Annotated in this window: 21 protein-coding genes; 5 read left to right on the top strand and 16 right to left on the bottom strand. The window is 62.2% G+C overall.

Annotated elements, in window-relative coordinates:
• Position 1: 1 nt before the first annotated feature.
• The 14 genes from R4P65_RS28020 to R4P65_RS27955 all read right to left on the bottom strand — a co-directional run bounded on the left by R4P65_RS28020 (position 2) and on the right by R4P65_RS27955 (position 13,801).
• Positions 2 to 1,024 (bottom strand): MlaD family protein, encoded by a 1,023-nt coding sequence (locus R4P65_RS28020; RefSeq protein ID WP_317828939.1) that lies wholly within the window; start codon positions 1,022 to 1,024, stop codon positions 2 to 4.
• Entirely contained in the window at positions 1,021 to 2,190 is a 1,170-nt protein-coding gene (locus R4P65_RS28015) for an MCE family protein (RefSeq protein WP_317828938.1), read from the bottom strand. The genes R4P65_RS28020 and R4P65_RS28015 overlap by 4 nt, the downstream gene beginning before the upstream one ends.
• A gap of 9 nt (positions 2,191 to 2,199) precedes the next feature.
• Positions 2,200 to 3,072, bottom strand: coding sequence for an MlaE family ABC transporter permease (locus R4P65_RS28010; RefSeq protein WP_003944051.1), 873 nt, complete (start codon positions 3,070 to 3,072; stop codon positions 2,200 to 2,202).
• Complete coding sequence (locus R4P65_RS28005; RefSeq protein WP_021344419.1) at positions 3,069 to 3,809, bottom strand: MlaE family ABC transporter permease; 741 nt, start codon at positions 3,807 to 3,809, stop codon at positions 3,069 to 3,071. Before R4P65_RS28005 ends, R4P65_RS28010 begins: the two co-directional genes overlap by 4 nt.
• Before the next feature lie 34 nt (positions 3,810 to 3,843).
• Positions 3,844 to 5,097 carry a cytochrome P450 gene (locus R4P65_RS28000; RefSeq protein WP_317828937.1) on the bottom strand — a complete coding sequence of 418 codons (1,254 nt, stop codon included), beginning with the start codon at positions 5,095 to 5,097 and terminating at the stop codon, positions 3,844 to 3,846.
• A 45-nt stretch (positions 5,098 to 5,142) separates the two neighbouring features.
• Positions 5,143 to 6,780, bottom strand: coding sequence for an acyl-CoA synthetase (locus R4P65_RS27995; protein ID WP_317828936.1), 1,638 nt, complete (start codon positions 6,778 to 6,780; stop codon positions 5,143 to 5,145).
• Between the two features lie 26 nt (positions 6,781 to 6,806).
• Positions 6,807 to 8,054, bottom strand: a complete 1,248-nt coding sequence (locus R4P65_RS27990) for a hypothetical protein (protein ID WP_317828935.1) — start codon at positions 8,052 to 8,054, stop codon at positions 6,807 to 6,809.
• 5 nt (positions 8,055 to 8,059) lie between these two features.
• A complete protein-coding gene (locus R4P65_RS27985) occupies positions 8,060 to 8,611 on the bottom strand; it encodes a hypothetical protein (RefSeq protein WP_007728648.1) in 552 nt (183 codons plus the stop codon).
• A 37-nt stretch (positions 8,612 to 8,648) separates the two neighbouring features.
• Positions 8,649 to 8,840 carry a ferredoxin gene (locus tag R4P65_RS27980; protein ID WP_020907945.1) on the bottom strand — a complete coding sequence of 64 codons (192 nt, stop codon included), beginning with the start codon at positions 8,838 to 8,840 and terminating at the stop codon, positions 8,649 to 8,651.
• 2 nt (positions 8,841 to 8,842) lie between these two features.
• On the bottom strand, positions 8,843 to 10,237 hold the full coding sequence (locus R4P65_RS27975) for a cytochrome P450 (RefSeq protein WP_003944094.1): 1,395 nt from the start codon (positions 10,235 to 10,237) through the stop codon (positions 8,843 to 8,845).
• Positions 10,234 to 11,040: an SDR family oxidoreductase gene (locus tag R4P65_RS27970; protein WP_317828934.1), complete on the bottom strand. Its 807-nt coding sequence runs from the start codon at positions 11,038 to 11,040 to the stop codon at positions 10,234 to 10,236. Before R4P65_RS27970 ends, R4P65_RS27975 begins: the two co-directional genes overlap by 4 nt.
• The gene (locus R4P65_RS27965) at positions 11,040 to 12,245 is read right to left on the bottom strand and encodes a cytochrome P450 (protein WP_042923050.1); all 1,206 of its coding nucleotides are present in this window, start codon (positions 12,243 to 12,245) and stop codon (positions 11,040 to 11,042) included. The genes R4P65_RS27970 and R4P65_RS27965 overlap by 1 nt, the downstream gene beginning before the upstream one ends.
• A complete protein-coding gene (locus R4P65_RS27960; RefSeq protein ID WP_317828989.1) occupies positions 12,242 to 12,808 on the bottom strand; it encodes a TetR/AcrR family transcriptional regulator in 567 nt (188 codons plus the stop codon). Before R4P65_RS27960 ends, R4P65_RS27965 begins: the two co-directional genes overlap by 4 nt.
• Before the next feature lie 135 nt (positions 12,809 to 12,943).
• Complete coding sequence (locus R4P65_RS27955; protein WP_317828933.1) at positions 12,944 to 13,801, bottom strand: mycofactocin-coupled SDR family oxidoreductase; 858 nt, start codon at positions 13,799 to 13,801, stop codon at positions 12,944 to 12,946.
• 214 nt (positions 13,802 to 14,015) lie between these two features.
• On the opposite strand from R4P65_RS27955, the gene R4P65_RS27950 reads away from it, so the two are divergent.
• From R4P65_RS27950 to R4P65_RS27930, 5 genes are all read left to right on the top strand, one after another.
• The gene (locus R4P65_RS27950; RefSeq protein ID WP_317828932.1) at positions 14,016 to 15,482 is read left to right on the top strand and encodes an aldehyde dehydrogenase; all 1,467 of its coding nucleotides are present in this window, start codon (positions 14,016 to 14,018) and stop codon (positions 15,480 to 15,482) included.
• A gap of 51 nt (positions 15,483 to 15,533) precedes the next feature.
• Positions 15,534 to 16,283, top strand: a complete 750-nt coding sequence (locus R4P65_RS27945; protein WP_317828931.1) for an SDR family oxidoreductase — start codon at positions 15,534 to 15,536, stop codon at positions 16,281 to 16,283.
• On the top strand, positions 16,280 to 17,230 hold the full coding sequence (locus tag R4P65_RS27940) for an NAD(P)-dependent oxidoreductase (RefSeq protein WP_317828930.1): 951 nt from the start codon (positions 16,280 to 16,282) through the stop codon (positions 17,228 to 17,230). Before R4P65_RS27945 ends, R4P65_RS27940 begins: the two co-directional genes overlap by 4 nt.
• On the top strand, positions 17,227 to 17,688 hold the full coding sequence (locus tag R4P65_RS27935) for a carboxymuconolactone decarboxylase family protein (RefSeq protein WP_317828929.1): 462 nt from the start codon (positions 17,227 to 17,229) through the stop codon (positions 17,686 to 17,688). Before R4P65_RS27940 ends, R4P65_RS27935 begins: the two co-directional genes overlap by 4 nt.
• Before the next feature lie 86 nt (positions 17,689 to 17,774).
• Positions 17,775 to 19,241 (top strand): FAD-dependent oxidoreductase, encoded by a 1,467-nt coding sequence (locus R4P65_RS27930; protein WP_317828928.1) that lies wholly within the window; start codon positions 17,775 to 17,777, stop codon positions 19,239 to 19,241.
• A gap of 10 nt (positions 19,242 to 19,251) precedes the next feature.
• On the opposite strand, the gene R4P65_RS27925 is transcribed toward R4P65_RS27930, so the two are convergent.
• Positions 19,252 to 20,079, bottom strand: a complete 828-nt coding sequence (locus R4P65_RS27925) for a helix-turn-helix domain-containing GNAT family N-acetyltransferase (RefSeq protein ID WP_317828927.1) — start codon at positions 20,077 to 20,079, stop codon at positions 19,252 to 19,254.
• A gap of 102 nt (positions 20,080 to 20,181) precedes the next feature.
• Positions 20,182 to 21,204, bottom strand: coding sequence for an alpha/beta hydrolase (locus R4P65_RS27920; protein WP_230813312.1), 1,023 nt, complete (start codon positions 21,202 to 21,204; stop codon positions 20,182 to 20,184).
• Positions 21,205 to 21,251: the final 47 nt, after the last annotated feature.

Here is a 21,251-nt window from a genome sequence, read left to right as displayed (position 1 = left end):
CTCATCGTGGTGCGCACCTTCCGGTCGTCTGATCCACCAGGTCGACAGTGAGCGGCATACCGTCGGCACCGTCGACCTTCAGTGCGATTCCGCACAGATAGAAGTTGAAGAACGACCCGTACGAGCCGACTCGGATCAGCTGCTTGTAGTTCGAGGGCATGGACGCGAGAATCCGATCGAGCTCACTTTGTTGCTCGATCAGCGGATTCAGGCTTGCGTCCAGATTCGACAGGTTTCCAGCGATGTCCGGGCGAACTCCGGCGAGGAGATCGGCGAAGGTGCCTGATGCGGTGTTCACACTCTCGACGGCAGTCCCGATCATCTCCCGGTCCGCCGCGAGCCCGCTGACCAGCTGTTGTAGGTGATCGAGAGTGTCACTGAACTGACCACCGCGGCTGCGCAATTCACTGAGCACACCGTCGAGGTTGCCGATCACTCGACCGATCAGTTGGTCGCGGTCCGCGAGAGTGTTCGTAATCGATCCGGTGTGCGCCAGCACCGATGCCACAGTTCCGGACTGTCCTTGAAACACCTCGAGCAAGGACATCGACAACGCGTTGACCTGCTCCGGGTCCAGGGCTTGAAACAGCGGCTTGAAACCACCGAGTAGCGCATCGAGGTCGAGTGCCGGTGCGGTGCGATCGACGGGAATGCTCTCGCCCTGTGGCTGCGGTTCCGCGATCCCCGGATCGTCGAGCAGTTCGAGGTATCGATTACCCACCAGATCCTGATATCGAACAGCGGCTCTGGTCGATACAGTCACGGTGTCACCCGTATCCACACTGAAACTCACGTGGGCACGGTGATTCCCACCGAATTCGACGGAGCCGACAGAACCGACCGGCACACCCGCGATGCGCACCTTGTCGCCGGCTCTGAGCCCGGAGGCGTTGACGAACTCCGCCGAGTACGACCTCGCGTCGCCACCTCGCATCTGGCCGAACACGAGGATCAGCCCGGCGTTGACGAGGATCATCAACAGAACAAAAATTCCGAACTTGACGGTGTACCCACGAACTTTCATCGGATCTCCGTCCCGAACAGGTAGCTCATCAGATCCGGGACCGTGTTCATCGGTTGCCCACCATTCGGCTGACGCTCGGGCGCAAACGGATTTACCCCGGTATCGGTCACCAGGTAAGGCGCATTGATGTTCGGGTCGCGCAGTGGAAGGCCCATACACTGCGGGCCACCTGTTGCCGCGACCTTCGGAAGGTCGTCGGGATATCGGTACGGTTCGGTTCCGGCGATCAGACCGATCGACATCTTGATTCCTGGTTGTCCGTTGTAGGCGCCGTCGCCGATCTTCTTGCTCTCCTGCAGTCCGTGGAACATGCAGGGAATCACCGGGGAGTATTCCTCGAGCAGTGCGGTGGTCGGCCGCAGTAACGACAGAACGGTGTCGATACCGTCGGCGTTGGCTCCCAGTACATCTTCTCCGGTGCGGGCGACCCCGATCACGTTGAGCAAGAGGAGATCAAGATTCTGCTGCTCGTCGAGAACAGTGGTTCCCGTCGTCGTGAGCGAGTCGAGGGTGCCCATCAAGTCGAGAACAGCGTCGCGGTAGGTCTGCGTGACGGTCGGCAGGTCGGTCAGCACGTGATCGAGCGCCTCACGTGCAGTGTTGAATTCGGCCAATGACGTATCAGCTTGTTCGAGTGCGACACCGAGGCGCTCGCCGCGTCCTTGCAGGGCGGTCGAAAGTGCGCCCAATGTCGAATCGAGCTTGCCCGGATCCACCGTCCTGAGCACGGTGGTCAGTTTCTCGAACACGGTGTTCAACTCGACGGTCACCCGGGAAGCGTCGATCGTCGCCCCGGAGGCAAGGCGCGTGCTCGCGGGCCGCTCCGGCGAGGACAGACTCACGAACTTCGCGCCGAAGGCTGTATTCGACGTGATCGCCACCTCTACGTTGGCCGGAATCGACTCGAGCGCTCCGGGATCGATCGACAACGACAGTCGTGCAGTGGCGTCGTCGTTCGGCGCGATGGACTCCACCGAGCCGACCGTCACCCCGGCCATCTTCACCCGTGCGCCGGGATCCATCACGAGTCCCGCGCGCTCCGCAATCACCGTGATCGGCACGCGGGGGACAAACGTCTGGTTGAAAGACGCGACCGCCAGGGCGATGACCCCGAGGATCGCCGCGGCCAGGCCGAGCGCAGCCAACTTGTAGCCGTATCTGTGCACGCAGTCCCCCTAACCGGACAGATTGAAGTTGCCGGAACCGCCGTAGAGTGCGAGTGAGACGAGCAGGGTCACCGCAACGACGCAGATAAGCGAGAGCCGAACCCCGCGGCCCACTGCGGTTCCCACGCCCGACGGTCCCCCGGACGCGTTGTATCCGTAGTACGTGTGGATCAGCATCACCAGTAGTGCCATCACGAGCACTTGAACGAAGGACCATGCGACGTCGACCGGATCGAGGAACGTCGTGAAGTAGTGGTCGTAAAGACCGGAGGACTGACCGAACAGCACGACCGTGGTGAATCGTCCGGCCAGAAATGATCCTACGAGCGCCAGTGAGTACAGCGGCAAGATCGCGATCATCCCTGCGGTGACGCGGGTGCTGACGACGTACGGGACCGAACTGATCGCCATCGATTCGAGGGCGTCGATTTCCTCACTGATGCGCATGGCACCGATCTGCGCGGTCGAACCTGCTCCGATCGTGGCCGACAGGCCGATTCCCGCGATGACCGGCGCAGCGATACGAACATTGATGAAGGCGGAGAAGAATCCGGTGAGCGCTTCGACTCCGATATTTCCCAGTGAGCTGAAACCTTGGATCGCAATGGTGCCGCCCGAGGCGAGAGTCAAAAATCCTACGACCGCAACCGTGCCGCCGATCACTGCCAAAGCTCCGGTGCCCATGCTGATCTCGGCTACCAGTCTCAACACTTCTTTCGGGTGTTTGCGAATTGCCCACGGGATGTGAGCGATGGCGCGCGCGAAGAAGACAGCTTGTCGCCCGACGTCGTCGATCGAGCGTGACGTTCGAGCCACCCGCGCCCGCGTGCGTCCGAACTTGCCGATTTGTGCGAGCGAATCCGACAGCGTCACCTCGATCACCCCGCCGTCAATCGGATGCCGACCGCGGTGACGATGGTGTTGACGACGAACAACGCCATGAATGCGTACACCACCGTTTCGTTGACGGCCTCTCCCACGCCTTTCGGCCCACCCCGTACCGACAGTCCGCGATAGCAGGCCACCAATCCCGCCAGCATCCCGAACAGTGCAGCTTTGACCATCGACAACGCCACCTCGGGCAGGCCGGTCAGCAACGTGATTCCCTCGACGAAGGCGCCAGGGTTCACGCCCTGGAGAAACACCGAGAAGGCGTAACCGCCGGCGATGCCGATGACGCAGACGAGTCCGTTGAGCAGCAAAGCCACCACGGTCGACGCGACCACCCGCGGAATCACCAGCCGATTGATCGGATCGATCCCGAGCACCTCCATGGCGTCGATCTCTTCACGAATCGTTCTCGATCCCAGATCGGCGGCGATGGCTGTCGCGCCCGCACCTGCCACGATCAGCACCGTCACCACCGGACCGACCTGAGTCACGGCGCCGAGCGCGGCCCCGGCGCCGCTGAGGTCGGCGGCACCGATTTCGCGGAGAAGGATGTTGAGTGTGAAACTCACCAGGACCGTGAACGGCACGGCTACCAACACTGTCGGCACGATCGACACCCGGGCGATCATCCAACTCTGCTCGAGAAACTCCTGCACCTGAAAGCGGGTGCGGAACAAGCCCACCGCGACATCGGCGCCCATCCGGTAGAACTGGCCGAGTTCGCGCATCGGGCCCGCAAGTGCAACTCTTCCGCTGTACACGTCAATGCCCCGAAGGACATGACGTGGAGTTGCCGTAGTCGACCTTGAATTCCTTGATCCCGTTGAGCCAACCGGACGAGAGCCTGCTCGGATCGCCGAGCTTGCTGATGTCGGGCATGTGATCGGCGATCTTGCCGAAGATCAGATCGACCTCCATTCTGGCCAGGTTGGCGCCGACGCAGTAGTGCGGTCCGGTTCCTCCGAACGCGAGGTGCGGGTTCGGGTCTCGGGTGATGTCGAAGACGTCGGGGTTCTCGAAGACGGTTTCGTCGAAGTTCGCCGAGCCGTAGAGCAGTACGACACGCTGCCCCTTCGCAATCGCAGTGTCGGCAATCTGTGTGTCCACCACTGCTGTCCGCTGCATCGACGTGAGCGGAGAAGCCCAGCGGATGATCTCGTCCGCGGCGGTGCGCGGACGCTCACGCTTGTACAGTTCCCACTGATCCGGATGCTCGAGAAACGCCATCATGCCGAGTGTCGTTGCGTTGCGCGTCGTTTCGTTGCCCGCGACAGCCAACATGATGACGAAGAAACCGAACTGTTCCGGGGTGAGTTTCTGCCCGTCGATATCGGCATGCACCAAGCGCGAGATGATGTCGTCGAGCGGTTCCTCCCGTCTCGCTTCGGCCAGTTGATAGGCGTAGCCCAGGATCTGCGCCGACGCCATCCGAGACTCGCCGGCGAGCGACTCGTCGTCGTATCCCGTCATCTGATTCGACCATTCGTACAGCTGACGGCGCCCGTCCTGCGGTACACCGATCAGCTCCGAGATCGCCTGCATCGGTAACTCGCTGGCGACCTGGCTGACAAAATCACCGCTACCTTCCGCCACGGCAGCCGACGCTATGTCTTCTGCCCGCGCTTCCAGCCCGGCCCGCATCGCTTCCACCGACCGCGGAGTGAACAAGCGCGCCACCAACTTGCGCAACTGCGTGTGCTCGGGGGCGTCCTTGTTGATCAGGACGTGTTTGGTTGCCTCCAACTCCTCAGCGGAGATGTTGTCCTCGTGGCGCGGAATACAGCCGTTGACATTGCTGGAGAACTCCTCGCTGCGCAACGAGACGTCACGAACGTCTGCGTGACGAGAGACCACCCAACAACCACCGTCGTGGAATCCGCCGGTGCCCGGTTCCTGCGCGTTCCACCAGACCGGAGCGCACCGTCGTAGTTCGGCGAATTCGGCAAGCGGGACGCGCTCGCCGTACAGCTGGGGGTCGGTCACGTCGAACCCGTCGGGAAGGTCGATCTCAGGCATTGCAGATGCTCCTTTGCGGATTGGGCCGGGTGCGGCGTGCGAGCGCTAGTCGATCCGATGGGCAGGGTCTCGGCTGTGCGAGTACTCCTTTGCCCAGCGGTAGTCCGGTTTACCGCTCGGCGCTCGAACAACGTCGTCGGCGATCCAGAAGGAACGCGGAATCTTGTAGCCGGCGAGGTGACTGCGGGCGTGCTTCTCGATGGATTCGAAATCCGGTTCCACACCGTCGCGGATGCGAAGCACAGCCGCCACCCGATTGCCCCACCGCTCGTCCGAAACACCGATCACTGTCGCGTCGTAGATGTCGGGATGGGCTTTCACCACTGCTTCGACTTCTTCCACGAAGACTTTCTCGCCGCCGGTGTTGACCACCATGTTTCCCCGTCCGAGGAGGGTGACCGAGCCGTCGTCCTCGATCCGAGCCCGGTCTCCGGTCACCACTGCCCGTGCGCCGTTCACCTCGCGGAATATCTCGGCCGACTTCACGGGATCCTTGTAGTAGCCGAGTGGGACGTTGCCGAGTTTCGCCAGCCATCCTTCGGCGCCCGAGCCCGGCTCCAACACTCGGTTGTCGTCGTCGACGACGACAGTGAATCTGTTGGCTCCCACTTTGGGGCCACCGCGCTGCTCGAGACCTTTGGTTGCGAATCCGATTCCGCCGAAGCCTGTTTCGGAGGAACCAACCGAATCGGAGATCATCAGATTCGGAAATACGTCGAAGAACGCGTCTTTGACCGAACCGGAGAAGAGTGCAGCGCCGGATGCGAGTACAGCCAGGCTCGACGCATCAGGTTGCAATTCGCGATGGGTTTCGACCAGGGGACGACCCATGGCGTCACCGGTGATGACCATGACCTGCGGCCGATATTCGGCGACGACCTGCCAGACGTGTGCGGCATCGAATTTGGGTTCGAAGATGACGGTGTTGCCCGAGAACAGCGCATTGAACGTCGGCATCAACGCGGACGTATGGATCAGCGGTGGAAGCATGCACCACCGCATGGGTTCGGCTGCCGCGGCGCCACCGCGCGACTGCTGGTACTCGTCGGCGATCGGCTCACCCGAATAGAAGTCGTAACCGCCGGCCAACACGCGCCAGATGTCTTCCTGCCGCCAGACGACGCCTTTCGGTCGTCCAGTTGTTCCGCCGGTGTAGAGAACATAGACGTCGTCGCCGGAACGCTCGGGAAATGCATGTTCACCTGCGCGTAGCGGAGATTGGTTGCCGAGCGCGTCGGCGTATGCCACTGCCCCAGGAATCGACGGTTCGTTCCCGAGAGCGAGTTCGTCCGCCGCCTCGATCAGGTACTTGACCCGCGGCGTGGCCACCAACGCCTCGGCGACCCGCTCAGCGAAACCACGATGGAAAACCAACGCCGTGAGATCCGCGTTCTCGTACAGGTAGACCAATTCGTCGCTCGTGTAGCGGTAGTTCACCGTGATCGGAACGCCGCGGATCTTGAAGGCCGCGAGGACAGCAACCATCGCCTCGATCGAGTTGTGCAGCTGAATACCGATGTGCGAACCGACACCCAACCCGACTGACTGGAAGTAATGCGCCAATCGGTTGGCCCGCTCGTCGAGCTCACGGTATGTCACCTCCTCGCCGGAAACGATCAGCGCGAGGCGATCGGGCATCACATCGACGGAATGCTCGAACAGGTCTGCAAACGTGTACGCCATAGGTTGAGTCCTCCGGGTTCGGCCGGTCAGACGACGAAGAGAGGCAAGGGGATTCCGCGATCTTCGAATACGAATGCCGCGCCGGTACTGACCTTCGTGATGGCGACTTCGACGCATTCCGGAGCGGGAGCTTCGGTGATGTCGACGGCCAGAAGAAGCCCCGCGGCATCTTCGGCCACCACTCTCACGGTGAAGTGCGGATTCACTCCGCGAACCAACGCCTGGAGGGCATCGAGATGCCCACTGTCCAACAAGGTCGGCCAACCGCCGTCGCGGTCGACAAGACCTTCTCTCGAGATCCACAGCTCCAGAGCATCGCCGTCGCGCCGAATCTCACTCTCCACGTACTGCTTCGGACTCAGCAAGGGGTGCACGGACAGGACCAACGCCAGCGATTCCAGAGTCGAAGGAAGGCCGAGCGCATCTCTGATGCGCTGTGCGGCCACTCCTGCGATTCCCGTGAGTTGCTTCCGAGTGATGTCGCGCGCCTTGTCCTCATCGACACGACGGCGAACCGCGGCCAGAAAACCCAACGCCAACAAGTGATGCTGCACGCAGATCTCCTCTGCGATACGAACCAAGGCCGAACGTGAGAAGTCGGAGAACCTCAGGTCAGACAACAACGGCCCCGAATAGTCCGAACTACCGTCCCCTCCGTGATCGATCGAGCTCAGCTCGACCGTCACCGCTTCAGTGCGTCCGATCTGCTCGGTGTGTGCAGTCATCACGGGCGGCGTGTGCGACGGGTCGATGGCAACGGTCCAGGCGCAGTGCGGATGTCGGTCCGCGGGTCTGCGCGGTGGTCGGTGAATCGGGCGAATCTGGGCGTGCGGGTTGGTCGCGATGGCAGTCGCATCAAAAGTCGGGTCCTCGATGTCGTGGCACATCGAAGTGACGAACTCGTCACCCAACGGCTCGACGTCCATGAGCGCTCCGCAATGATCGAGCCAGAATTCACCATGCAGCGGATCGTCGACCCGGTATCGAAAATCCATGAACTGTGGCGGCGCGCCGATGTCGAGTTGTAGCCCTTTGAAAATCGTCACGACGTCGTCGCCCTCGTATCCGAGAGCCTTCTGCATGCGGCGGGTGTACCAGGGGCTGGCCGACTCCCACTCCTCGACGGCCACCTGTGCCATACCCTCGCGTCCGAATTCGACGATCAGATGCGCCATGCCCGAGCGGTCGATGAGTTGCCCGCACAGGAGCAACTCGGGCACCAGCACGGCAAGGTCGCGCTGCGAGAGTGCCTCGAAGGAATCGCGCACCGACATCGGACTCACCACAGCGAAACCGGCGCGGTGCCCACCGGATACCAGCCCGGCAGCGGGTCGCCCGAGATCGATCGCTGGATCCGCCCCTGCATCCCCTTCGAGAGAGCATTGTTGCCGATCATCTCCATGAACAATGCCGACACGTTCCCGAAGTCGAAGAAGTCACGCTGCCAGGACCATTGGAAATCCCCGCCGTAGCGGAACCAACTACCACCGATACCGTAGACGGAGTAGTTGCTACCGTCCTCACGCTTGGCATCGGAAATCTGCTTCCACAAGCCGATCACGTTTCCGCTACGGTCGTCGATCACAAAGTCTTGATACGGATACTCCCAGCCTTCGAGGCCCTTCATCTCGAGACCGAGCGCGACTTCGCGAATCTCCTCGCGCCCCACCGCCATGAAATCCTGCTTGGGCCCGTAGTTCCACCCGTACGTGGCGTCCTCGGTATACATGTCCGCCAACGGTTTCCAATCGCCGGCGGCTTCGGCCTTTTTGTTCGCCTCGATCCAGCGTTGGACCATCTCGTCAAGCTCTGCGCGGTCGAAACCCGTCATCTGAACTTCCTCCCTCGAGCACATGAATTCGCTGCAATCAATCGACAATTCTCAGGGCGCCGGTCGGGCAGTACCTGACCGCCATCTCGGCTTCACCGCGGAGCGACTCGGGTGGGTCCGAGTCCAGAAGACTGACCTTCCCCCGCTTCGGGACGACAAAGATCTCCGGTGCCTCCAGCTCGCATGCCGCATGGCCTTGGCACAGGTCGAGGTCGACTTCGACGTGCATGATCACCCCTCACGCCCGGGACGTGTTCTGCGCCGGTACCTCACCGCGCACGGCTGCTGCAACTGGACGACCATCTTGCTGTGGTCGTTTCGGTAGGATTCCGACGGCTGCGCCATCTCGAACTCGAAGTCCCGCAGCAGGATCGAGAAGATCGCTTTGAGCTGCATCTGGGCGAACGCAGCGCCGACGCAGCGATGCCGGCCGGCTCCGAACGGAATCCACGTCCAGCGGTTGACGATGTCCTCTTGATTCGGGTCGATGTACCTCCCGGGATCGAAGGTGTCCGGCCGGGGAAAGTCCTCGGCGATTCGATTGGAGATCGCGGGTGTCGCGGCGACAAGATGGCCCTCTCGGATCTCGAAGCCGCCCACTTCGAAATCTCCACGTGCCACCCGCAACAGGATGATCAACGGCGGATGCAGTCGAAGGGTTTCCTTGACCACAGCCTCGAGAACCGGAATCTGGCGCAGGGCATGAAAACTGATGTCGGCGCCGTCGGAGTACAGATTGTCGAGTTCGTCGACGACGTCCGTCATGGTGTCGGGATGCCGCAGCATCTCGATCAGCGACCACGCTGCCGTGCCGGAAGTCGTGTGGTGGCCGGCGAACATCATCGAGATGAAGATGCCGGTGATCTCGTCGGCACTGAACCGGAGGTCGCCGTTCTCGTCCTTGACCGAGACCAACACGTCCAACATGTCGCGGTCATCCTTGCCCTGCGGAGGATTCGCGATGCGCCTGTTCATGATGTCCTGTACCAGAGCGACCAACGCCAACCGGGCCTCGTCGCGGCGGCGGAAACTCTCGATCGGCGCGTACGGATCCACGAAAGCCAATGCATCCGTTCCCTGTTCGAGCTCGTGATACAGCTTGGCGAAGCTATCATCCAGTTCGTCGCGGAACTTCTTGCCGATCAGGCACGCCGACGAGGTATAGATGGTCAGCTCGGCGAAGAAGTCGAGCAGATCGATCTCGCCTTCGTCTCCCCACTGCGCGACCATCGCCTCGACCTCGCGGCCGATCGTGGCGGCGTGCCCGCGCATCTGTTCGCCGCGCAGAGCCGAGTTGTGCAGCATCTCTTTACGCCGCTCCGGGCTGGCGTCGAAGACGACGCCTTCACCGAATATCGGCTTCATGAAGGGGTAAGCCGCTTGTTGGTCGAGATCCTCGTCGGTGGAGCGGAAGAAGAACTCGTTTGCCTCGGCTCCGGACAGCAAGATCACTGTGCGGTCGGCAAGTTGAAAGGCGCCGACGTCACCACATTCCTCACGCACCCGGCGCATGAGCGCTATCGGGTCGGTTCGCAGTTCCTCGAGATGCCCGTGCGGGAGATCCCCGCCGGACACCCGCGGCGGCTCTGGCAGTGTTCGCGACGTCTCTTGCACTCCGTGCGTCATGTCGTCTCCTGTGAGTTCGCAGTGGGAAGTTTGTCCAGTGGCGCCTCGGGCTGAACTTCGACGAGCACGATGTGTGCTCCTCGCGGCGCCGACACAACGGCGACGATGGCATTGGCGATGTCCGAGGCGCGCAGAAAGTAACCATGGCGGGCGAACCCCCACTTGCTCCACGATTCCCCAACCGGTCCGATGATCTCCGGCGTCGTGTCCATCCCCATGCCGGTCAGTGTCGGCCCGGGTCGCACGATCGACGCGCGAATGCCTGTTCCCTCGAGCTCCATTCGCATCTGACGCCCCATTGCCTCGAGCCCGGCCTTCGCTGCGTCGTACGCACCCATGAGTGGACGCTGGCGCTCGGCACAATCCGAGCCGATCAGTACGAAGTCACCGCGCTGTCGTTGCCTCATACCGGGGAGTACGCGATGCGCCAATCGCTGCGCACCGACGAGGTGAACTTGGATCTGCCGTAGAAACGCCTCAGGATTCATCTCGTCCGCAGCCCCGAATTCGAGGTCTCCGGCACCGGAGACGACGATTTCCGCGGGACCGTGGACTGCCTCTGCGGCCGAGACGAACCCGTCGACCGAATCACCCTCCGTGACGTCGAGGAAGTGGGCGAACGCTTCACCACCGTTGCTGCGGATCTTCTCGGCGATGGCTTCGCATTCGGCGACTCGACGCGCACCGAGTGCAACCGGATGCCCGAGTTCGGCCAGGGCATACGCGGTGGCTGTGCCGATTCCCGACGACGCACCACTGATCAGTGCCGGCCGGCGAACAGGATTGGGTTCGAAACGAGGCATCAGCGCACCTGCACTTTCACCGGCAGGGCCGCAAAGCCCCGGACATTTGTCGAATGAACACGCTCGATTCCGGACTCGACGACTTCGTAGTCGCTGACCCGACGCCCGAACTCCGCCAGGGCGATCTTGGCTTCGAGCTTGGCAAGGTGGGCACCGAGACAGAAGTGCACGCCACCACCGAAACTCGCGAGTTTGCCCGACGAACTCCGGCCGATCTGGAAGCTGTCGGCATCGTCGAAGACGTCGGCGTCTCGGTTGGCCGATCCGATCAGGAGCAGGACCTTCTCCCCCGCCGGAATCGTGCGCCCGTGGTATTCGAGGTCGACAACCGAAGTCCGAGCCACGATCTGACTCGACGTGTCGTAGCGAAGAGTCTCTTCCACCCATTCCGAGGCTCGTTCGGGATCGTCGAGGACCGGTGTGATCTGCTCCCGGTGGTGCGAACCCCAGTACAGAGCGTTTCCGAGAAGCTTGGTCGTGGTCTCGTTTCCGGCCACGACCATCAGAAACATGAATCCGAGGATCTCCTGGTCCGAAAGCTTGTCTCCGTCGATCTCGGCGTCGAGCAAGGCCGAGGTCAGATCGTCCGTCCGCGATCGGCGACGCTGCGCGATCATCTCCTTGTAGTAGCCCATCAAACTGATCGAAGCCTCCACCGCAGGTTGCGGCACGTCGAGAACACCCGCCTCTCGATGCACCACCAGATCCGCCTTGCGCCGCAGTTCGGCTCGGTCGGGTTCGGGGACACCCATGAGTTCGGAGATGACGTCCATCGGCAGCTTTCCCGCCACCTCCGTAATCCAGTCGAACTCCCCCGCGCCCAGCGCGGGTATCAGATGTTGCTTCGTCAGTTCGAGTATCCGGCCGTCGAGCTCCGCAACACGCCGCGGTGTGAATCCGCGAGAAACCAACTGGCGCAACCGCATATGGCGGGGATCATCCATAGCGAGAAACGACATCACATAATGCGCGTGTGGACCGTATGCAGCGGGGTCGAGTGATACTCCGTTTGCGCTCGACAGACGCTTGTTGTCCTTGAATCCGTCGACCACGTCCGCATATCGCGACAATGCCCAAAAGCCCACGTCCGGATTGTGATACAGGGGTGATTCTTCGCGCAGACGCTTGTACGTCGGATACGGATCGTCGTGAAAGTGGTAGTCGTACGGATTGAAGACCACCGGATCGATCAAAGCTTCTGTCATGATTTCTCCAGGATCAGTAGAGCTGAGGCCTCGAGGCGGCCAGCGATTTGCGCGTAGGTTCCGCAGCCGATTCCTGCGCGCAGAAGCGCCCCGGCATAAAGCATTTCGAGCGCTTCCAACACTTCGGGTTCGCCATTCGGATCCAACGCCGAGGCGAGTCGTTGATGGATCTCGAACCCGATCCGGCCGCGAAGATGTTCCACTTCAGGATCGGATCCGAGCAGTGCATTGGTCACGGCCGCCGATACCTCCGGTTCGTCCGCGAGAAGCAGCGCGATATTTCGAAGTACAGACAGCACGTGCGCGGTGCGATCCAACCCTGAGCCATCAGGCGCCGACGAGTTCCGAAGCCTTCGCCAGAAAACCTCGGCGACCAGATGCTCCTTGGACGCGAAATACGTGTAGGCGGTCGCAGTTCCTACGCCCGCTTCGGCCGCAACCGAACGGACAGTCAGTCCGGAAAACTCTTGTTTGCGTAGAACTTTCACTGTTGCTTCGGCAAGCCTGGCCACAGTTTCCGCCTGTTTGCCCGTGAGGCGCCTGCGAGTGGATTCGTAGACAATCGATCCCCCGCCACTTGAATCGCCCCGTTTGCTGGACATGTGTCTGGACGTTACTACAGCGTCCTGTCCAGGGCAACGAAATGGGGAAACTTAGAAATTCACCACGAACAGGCAGCAGCGACGCGAAAAGTTCTACTACAGACCGATCTTCATCCCGGCACCAGCGTCCACACGCAGTTGCTGACCAGTCACGAATCGCGACTCGTCCGAGGACAGGTACACGACTGCATGCGAGATGTCCGCGGGTTCGACCCACGGGGTCGGCATCGCCTGCATGAACGGGAACGTCACAGCCGCATCCTCGGCGGTCGGATTCTCGAGGTCGGGACGGAACGTCCGGTACATCGGCATGCTCTGCAACATGTCGGTGTTCACATTGGTCGGATGAATCGCGTTGACGCGAATGGAGCTTGGCCCGAGGGTCAGCGCCAACGAACTGGTGTAGGCCTGAATCAGCTTCTTGGCCAGGCCGTATCCGTCGCCACCCGGACCCTGGAGCGCCTGTTGCCCGTTGAATCCGGTCTGCGGCACCAGACCGGCAACAGAGCCGATCGCGATGATCGAACCCCCTTCGCCGAGGTATTCCATCGACGCGTGCACTGTATTGACGACACCGAGAAAGTTCACATCGAACGCGTCGACAAAACCGGCGGTCGACACGTGTTTGCCGAGCGGACAGATACCGGCGTTCGCCACGACGACATGCAATCCGCCCAACTGCCCTACCGCCTCGGCAAGTGCTGTTTCGAGTCCGGCGCGATCACGGACGTCGACACGCGCCGTCACCACCTGCTGCCCGGCCTCTTTCACCAGGCGAGCCGTTTCCTCCAGATCGGCTTGACTGGCGAGCGGGTATTCGTTGCTGGCGATGTCTGCGCACAGATCGAAGGCGATGATGTGCGCGCCCTCCTGCGCGAGACGGACGGCGTGACTGCGCCCCTGACCTCGAGCAGCGCCGGTCACCAACACCACTTTTCCGTCAACTCTGTTCATTTCGACCTCTCTCCTGTGGATGTGAAGACGTGGTTGTGAATGTGCGGTGAACCGTAGCGGCGCCTCACCGGACATGAGGCGCTTTTCGTCGAGGCCGATCCGCCGACACTCGAAACAGCTTGGCTCGAAATCTCTTATGCCCCAAAAACCATTGCCTCAACCCTAAGTGTGAACTAGAGTCCAGACACATGTCCAGAAAGAGAGGGCTCGCGCTATGACGCTTCGACCCGCAGACAGTTCTGCACTTCTCGTCGACGGAAAGCTGATTCCCGGATCCGGCGGAACCTTCGAAGTTTTCAATCCGGCAACAGAGGAACTGATCGGCCGCGCTGCCGAAGGCACCGCCGCGGACATGGATGCGGCCATCGCCGCTGCACGCCGTGCATTCGACGGCACCGAGTGGGCACGCGATCACGAATTTCGCGCTCGCTGCCTGCGCCAACTGTGCGACGCACTCCAGTCCCACATCGAAGAACTACGTGAGATCACTGTGGCCGAGGTGGGCGCGCCCGTCATGCTGACGACCGGCCCACAACTCGAGGGCCCGATCGAAGATCTTCGCTACTGGGCCGACCTGATCGAATCCTATGCGTGGGAACAAGATCTCGGCCACGCGTCACCCATGGGCATACCCACCCATCGCCGATTGCTCAAAGAAGCAGTCGGTGTCGTAGGTGCGATCACACCGTGGAACTTCCCGCATCAGATCAATTTCGCCAAACTCGGTCCCGCCCTCGCAGCCGGCAACACCATCGTTCTCAAGCCCGCGCCAGACACGCCCTGGTGCGCTGCGTTGGTCGCCAAGGTGATCGCCGAAGAAACCGAGATCCCCGCCGGAGTCGTCAACGTAGTGACGTCCACGGATCATTCACTCGGCGCACAATTGTGCAGCGACCCGCGGGTCGATCTGGTGTCGTTCACCGGTTCCACCGCCACCGGACGCGCGGTCATGGGCTCTGCCGCCCAGACACTCAAGAAAGTCTTCCTCGAGCTCGGGGGCAAGTCGGCATTCATCGTCCTCGACGATGCGGACATCAAGGGTGCATGCTCGGTTGCAGCGTTCTCCGTCTGTGTTCATGCCGGTCAGGGCTGCGCGCTCAGTACCAGGCTTCTGGTGCCGCGCAGTCGGTACGACGATGCTCTGGCTGCAGCGTCCACAGCGATGTCCGGCATTCGGGCAGGTGACCCCAGTGCCCGCGGAACGGTGTGCGGCCCAGTTATCTCGGCGCGCCAGCGCGAGAGGGTGGAGAGCTATCTCGCGCTCGCGGCCGAAGAGGGCGGTACGTTCGTCACGGGTGGTGGGCGTCCTGCCGGTCACAAAAGCGGTTTCTTCGTCGAGCCCACTCTCATTGCCGGGCTGGACAACTCGTCGCGGGTAGCGCAAGAGGAAATCTTCGGACCCGTCCTCGTGATCATTCCCTACGACAACGACGACGACGCCATCCGGATCGCCAACGATTCACCCTACGGACTGTCCGGGTCGGTGTGGGGCACCGATCCCGATCGCATCGCGCACGTCGTAGCGGGTGTCAGAACCGGAACGCTGAGCGTCAACGGCGGCGTCTGGTACTCGGCCGATGCACCGTTCGGTGGATACAAACAATCCGGCATCGGCCGCGAAATGGGTCTCGCAGGTTTCGAGGAATACTTAGAAACCAAGCTCGTCGCTTCACCTTCCTGACATTCACACCCCCACCATCACCGCAGATCATCACCACGAAAGTAGGTCGACATGGGACGTTTCGACGGTCGCACTGCGATAGTCACCGGCGCGGCGCAGGGCATCGGGGAGGCGTACGCTCGCGCGTTGGCCACGGAGGGCGCCAACGTGGTGATCGCCGACCTCAATCGCGAACTCGGCGAAGCTGTCGCAAAACAGATCACCGCGGACGGAGGGCGCGCGGTGTTCAAGGACGTCGACGTTGCCGACGGGGAATCGACTGCGGCACTTGCCGAGTTCACGATCGAGCAGTTCGGCAGCATCGAGCATTTGGTGAACAACGCTGCCATCTACGGCGGAATGAAGATCGATTCCCTGTTGACCGTCGACTGGGAGTACTACCGAAAGTTCATGAGCGTCAACATGGACGGTGCATTGCAGGTGTGCCGCGCCGTCGTACCTCACATGCGGGAGAAGGGTGGCTCGATCGTCAACCAGTCCTCCACGGCAGCCTGGCTGTACTCGAACTACTACGGACTAGCGAAAGCCGGGGTCAACAGCCTGACGCAACAGCTCGCGACCGAACTCGGCTGGTCGAACATCCGCATCAACGCCATAGCTCCCGGTCCCATCGACACTGAGGCGACTCGAACCGTCACCCCCGGCAACATCGTCAAGGACATGATCAAGCGAATACCGTTGCAGCGCATGGGAACGCCGGATGATCTTGTCGGAATGTGCCTGTTCCTCCTCTCGGACGACGCAGGCTGGGTCACCGGGCAGATCTTCAACGTCGACGGCGGGCAGGTGTACCGGTCGTGACGGAATCCGCTTCTGAGCCCCGCTCGTCGAAATCCAGCTCTTCGAAACCCCGTCTGGGGTACATCGGTCTGGGCAACATGGGTGCGCCCATGGCGACGCGCCTCCTGGACTGGCCGGGAGGGCTCGTGGTGTGTGATGCACGCCCCGAAGCGCTCGAACCGTTCACCACCGCGGGTGCAGGCGCAGCATCGACGCCCGCCGAGGTAGCTGCGCGCGCGAGCATCATCTCCGTCACGGTGCTCGACGACGCGCAGGTCCGCGACGTCGTCGACGGGCCGCACGGGATCCTGACGACTGCACAGCCGGGAACCGTCGTCGCGATTCACTCGACCATCTCGGACACCACGGCGGTGGAACTCGCTCGTATCTGCGAGGTTCGTGGTGTTCTGCTGATCGACGCGCCGATCAGCGGCGGTGCGGGCGGTGCCACCCAGGGCAGGTTGGCGGTGATGATCGGAGGATCGGAGGAGGCGTTCGAGGCCGTCCGTGAGCCATTCGGATACTGGGCCGAACTGGTGGTTCGTGCCGGTGATGTCGGCGCAGGAACTCGAATGAAGCTCGCACGTAACCTTCTTCATTTCGTCTCGTTCACCGCCACGACCGAAGCTGCGCGACTCGCCGAGGCTGCAGGACTGAATCTCCGCACGCTCGGAAAGGTCGTCAGGCATACCGATGCCATCACCGGTGGCGCCGGCGCGATCATGCTTCGCGACACCACCGCACCGGTCTCGGAGGATGATCCGTGGTTCTCGATACTGCAGCACGTTCGCAATCTCGGGGAGAAGGACTTGGCCTTGGCCATCGACCTCGGTGACCGGCTGGAACTCGAACTGCCGCTCGCGCACCTTGCACTCTCCGGACTCGGCGTCGGACTCGGCGTCGATCACGGGGATGGAAACGGGGACGGCGAACCTTCACCGGCATCTACGACACGGGAGCACGCATGACCGACACCACCCACATGACCGACACCAGCGGAACCGACGGAAACCGCATCTCCGAGACCCGCGCTCGCGGCGTCGCGAAGATGAACGAGGTGTACGGCTGGGAACTCCCCGCTGATGTTCCCGGCGATTTCTTCGCGGTGACCGCCGACCATCTCTTCGCCGACATCTGGACACGACCGGGGCTGTCGGTGCGTGATCGGCGGCTGCTGCTGATCGGCGCCATCACCGCCCAGGGGCAGAGCGACGTCGCAAAGATCCAGATCAACGCTGCTCTCCACAACGAAGAGTTGACCGAGCGGCAGTTCGAAGAGGCCGCGATCTTCCTGTGCCACTACGTCGGCTGGCCGCTTGCAACCGGCCTCAACAACGCGCTGATCGCCGTGAAAGCCGACCGACGCAAAGCCGCGCGCGCCGAGGAGAAGGCCGCAGCCGATTCCGCGAAAACGGACACCGACTGACTTTCGGTCGAGATACTGCCATCAGGGCATCAATCACACCCACCGATTCCCCACCAACCAACCAGAAGAACGAAGGATCCGAATCCATGGCCGAGGCCAGCCCAATCCGTCCGCAGTCCGCAGCAAGCATCGAGCAGTGGCACTTCGAGGCTGACGTTGTCGTCGCCGGCTACGGCATCGCCGGAGTAAGCGCGTCGATCGAAGCGGCCCGCGCGGGCGCCGAAGTGCTGGTGCTCGAACGCACGAGTGGATGGGGCGGCGCCGCGGCGTTGGCCGGCGGATTCATCTATCTGGGCGGAGGAACCCCGTTGCAGCAGGCGCTCGGGTTCGAGGACTCCCCCGCAAACATGAAGTCGTTCATGATGGCCGCGCTCGGTCCCGGCGCGGACGAGGAGAAGATCACCGACTACTGCGAAGGCAGCGTCGAACACTACAACTGGCTCGTCGACAACGGTGTGCCGTTCAAGGAAAGCTTCTACGGCCAACCGGGTTGGGAAACGCCGTTCGACGACGGGCTCATGTACTCCGGCGGCGAGAACTCGGCACCGTTCAACACGATCGCGACACCGGCCCCTCGCGGTCACGTTCCGCAGATGAGCGGCAAACGCACCGGAGAGAAGGGCGGCGGCTTCATGTTGATGAAGCCGTTGATCGAGACAGCGGAAAGCCTGGGCGTACGAGCTGAATACGACATGCGGGTACAACGCCTGGTCGTCGACGGCGATCGAGTCGTCGGCATCATCGCCAAGCAGTACGGCAAAGAAGTGGCGGTCCGAGCACGCACGGGCGTCGTACTGGCGACGGGAAGCTTCGCCTACAACAAATCGATGATCCAGTCGTACGCGCCGAGACTGATCGGTCGACCCGGCGCAGCGATCGAGGAGCATGACGGCAAGGCGATCCAGATGGCGCAGGCTCTGGGCGCCGACCTCGCGCACATGGACGCAACCGAGGTCGCATTCTTCGGCGACCCCCAGTTGATGATTCGCGGCATACTCGTCAACGGACGCGGCCAGCGCTACGTCAACGAGGACACGTACCCAGGTAGGATCGGGCAGGAAACATTGCTACGCAACGAGAATCAGGCCTACTTGATCATCGACGAGGCTTCCTACGAAGAGGGTTGCGCCGCGGACAGTTCCACACCGTTCTTCAGGTTCCAGCCTAAGTGGGTGGCCGAAACCGTCGAGGAACTCGAATCCGACATGAGTCTGCCAGCGGGGACGCTGCAGTCGACCGTGGAGGTCTACAACCGCCACGCAGCCCGTGGTGAAGACCCGGTACTCGGCAAGAAGAAGGAGTGGGTCAAGCCGATCGGCTCGCCCGTCGCGGCGCTCGACCTTCGCAACTTCACCGCCGGATTCACACTCGGCGGTCTGCGCACATCGATCAACTCGGAGGTCCTGCACGTCTCGGGCGAGCCGATACCCGGGCTTTTTGCCGCCGGCCGCTGCACTGCCGGAGTCTGCGCCGGCGGTTATGCCTCAGGCACGTCCCTCGGTGACGGCAGCTTCTACGGTCGACGCGCCGGAATCAGCGCTGCCAAGGGCTGAGCGCCTGTTCTCAAAGGCCAGCGACAGCATCCTCGCTGCGACGTTCGAGGAACAACGTGTCACGCCACCGCCCACCCAGTTGAGCGATACGCGACCGAGTCCCGACGATTCGGAACCCGACGGCCTGGTGCAGCGCGACACTCGCGCGGTTCTCCGGAAAGATCGACGACTGCACGGTCCAGATCTCGCTGGCGTCGGCGGCCTGCACCTGTTGGCGAAGCAGCAGCTTGCCGACACCCCGACCGCGAGCACCACTGCCGACGTAGATGGAGTTCTCGGCGACCCCGCGGTAGCAGTCACGTGAGGACACCGGGCTCAGGCTCGCCCAGCCTTCGACGCGTCCGTCGATCTCTGCGACCCATCGATGATCAGGCAACCATTGATCGTCGAGCTTCTCGGCGGATGGCACCGACGTGGTGAAGGTCGCGGTTCCGGTGTCGATTCCCTCGCGGTAGATCGACCGCACGGCGTCCCAGTCACCCGAATCCATGCGGCGCAGAACTACATCGGAGGGAAGCAGCCCCAAGGTGTCTCTGACCGGACCGCGCGCAGCCACGACGGCGGCCGCTGCCATCAGATCTGAGTACGCGGTTCCGGCGACACTGACAACCGAGATGCCTTCGTGCACCGTCACCTCGACGAAGCCGACCTCGCTCAACGCTTCGAGGTGAACACTCAGGGCGGACGGGTCGAGTGATGCAGCGCGTGCAATCTCGTCGACCTCTACCGGGCCGGCAGCTGCAAGTCGAAGCACTCGCAACCGCGTCGGATCACCCAGGCACGCAAACCTGCGCGCAAGTACATCGGTGTCGAGAGGCGCGAGTGTATCTGAACTCATCTGCCGACTATAACGCCGCTGACCTGCAGTTCGGGCGGCCAGGTTCGGAGACTGGGCACCGAAGTGAGAAACAACTCAGCCAACAACCCACTGGTACGCCGGCTAACGTGCACCGATCGACTCGGCAATCACCGGCCACGAGTTGTGAAGATCGTCCTGCCAATAACCCCAGGAGTGTGTGCCCGTTGCCCGGAAATCATAGGTGGCGGGGATGCCCAGGGAGTCGAGTCGCTCGGCCAGACGATGGGTGCACTGGTTCGTCCCGGCCTCGATGACTCCGCCCACGATCACCTGGTTGGCCAAAACGCCCGGATCACCGTTAACCATCGGTCCACCCAGATTCTCGTGTGGACCTGGCAGCCCCGTTCCGTTGCTGATGTAGAGATCGATGCCTCGCAATCTCTCGGCGTTGACCACCGGATCGTTGGCCACCCACCCCGGACCACCGAGGGGACCCCACATGTTGTCGACGTTGCCGCCGCGGAATCCGACCACAAATCTCACGTAGTCCTGACCTGGTTGAGTACTCGTCTCGGCGCAACCGCTGAAGGCACCGACCGCACGGTAAACCGTCGGCGCAGCCTCGGCCAGGCTCAGAACCGACGTACCGGCCATCGACAATCCGGCGACTGCGTTCGCACCCGTCGTACCGAGTGTGGCGTCGACGATCGGCGGCAACTCCTGGGTGAGGAACGTGGTCCACTTGTTCAGTCCCAGAACAGGATCAGGCTTCTCCCAGTCCGTGTAATAGCTGTATGCACCGCCGATGGGATTCACGACGTTGACGTTCTTGTCGCCGAAGAAGTCGACGACGTCTGTCCGTGTCTGCCACGTAGCCGTGTCCTCGCCGCCGCCGGCGCCGTTGAGCAGATAGAGAGTCGGTCTCGGCGCACTGGTGTCTGCCGGCCGAATCACCTCGAGTGGGATCACTTTGTCCATTGCAGCCGAGTAGACGTACATCGTTAGTTGACGTGCATTGATCTGCTCGACGTGATCGAGAGCTGATCCGTCTGAAGGCAATGTCCGCGCCTGATCTGCCGAGGCCAGCGCTGCTTCACCGAACAATCCTGTCCATGCGACGAGGGCGACGACCAGTATCGCCCGAGTGCGTCCGATCCTTCTCATTGCCGCTCCTCGTGCTCGATTGCGGTGCCCGGCAACAGTTCGGTGGC

It is taken from the genome of Rhodococcus sp. IEGM 1318 (assembly GCF_033142465.1).
GTDB lineage: Bacteria > Actinomycetota > Actinomycetes > Mycobacteriales > Mycobacteriaceae > Rhodococcus_F > Rhodococcus_F qingshengii_B.
The sequence above is the reverse complement of the archived record's forward strand: the minus strand, read 5'-3'. Positions and strand labels throughout refer to the sequence as shown.

Coding starts and splice junctions, on each gene's coding strand:
- R4P65_RS27980 (WP_020907945.1), bottom strand. CDS start 8,840: ATGCACGTCGAAGTCGACCTCGACCTGTGCCAAGGCCATGCGGCATGC.
- R4P65_RS27990 (WP_317828935.1), bottom strand. CDS start 8,054: ATGTCGGTGCGCGATTCCTTCGAGGCACTCTCGCAGCGCGACCTTGCC.
- R4P65_RS28000 (WP_317828937.1), bottom strand. CDS start 5,097: ATGCCTGAGATCGACCTTCCCGACGGGTTCGACGTGACCGACCCCCAG.
- R4P65_RS27930 (WP_317828928.1), top strand. CDS start 17,775: ATGGCCGAGGCCAGCCCAATCCGTCCGCAGTCCGCAGCAAGCATCGAG.
- R4P65_RS28005 (WP_021344419.1), bottom strand. CDS start 3,809: ATGCGCGAACTCGGCCAGTTCTACCGGATGGGCGCCGATGTCGCGGTG.
- R4P65_RS27985 (WP_007728648.1), bottom strand. CDS start 8,611: ATGACGGGTTTCGACCGCGCAGAGCTTGACGAGATGGTCCAACGCTGG.
- R4P65_RS27970 (WP_317828934.1), bottom strand. CDS start 11,040: ATGCCTCGTTTCGAACCCAATCCTGTTCGCCGGCCGGCACTGATCAGT.
- R4P65_RS27935 (WP_317828929.1), top strand. CDS start 17,227: ATGACCGACACCACCCACATGACCGACACCAGCGGAACCGACGGAAAC.
- R4P65_RS27925 (WP_317828927.1), bottom strand. CDS start 20,079: ATGAGTTCAGATACACTCGCGCCTCTCGACACCGATGTACTTGCGCGC.
- R4P65_RS27920 (WP_230813312.1), bottom strand. CDS start 21,204: ATGAGAAGGATCGGACGCACTCGGGCGATACTGGTCGTCGCCCTCGTC.
- R4P65_RS27950 (WP_317828932.1), top strand. CDS start 14,016: ATGACGCTTCGACCCGCAGACAGTTCTGCACTTCTCGTCGACGGAAAG.
- R4P65_RS27945 (WP_317828931.1), top strand. CDS start 15,534: ATGGGACGTTTCGACGGTCGCACTGCGATAGTCACCGGCGCGGCGCAG.
- R4P65_RS27995 (WP_317828936.1), bottom strand. CDS start 6,780: ATGGCGTACACGTTTGCAGACCTGTTCGAGCATTCCGTCGATGTGATG.
- R4P65_RS27975 (WP_003944094.1), bottom strand. CDS start 10,237: ATGACGCACGGAGTGCAAGAGACGTCGCGAACACTGCCAGAGCCGCCG.
- R4P65_RS27955 (WP_317828933.1), bottom strand. CDS start 13,801: ATGAACAGAGTTGACGGAAAAGTGGTGTTGGTGACCGGCGCTGCTCGA.
- R4P65_RS28020 (WP_317828939.1), bottom strand. CDS start 1,024: ATGAAAGTTCGTGGGTACACCGTCAAGTTCGGAATTTTTGTTCTGTTG.
- R4P65_RS27965 (WP_042923050.1), bottom strand. CDS start 12,245: ATGACAGAAGCTTTGATCGATCCGGTGGTCTTCAATCCGTACGACTAC.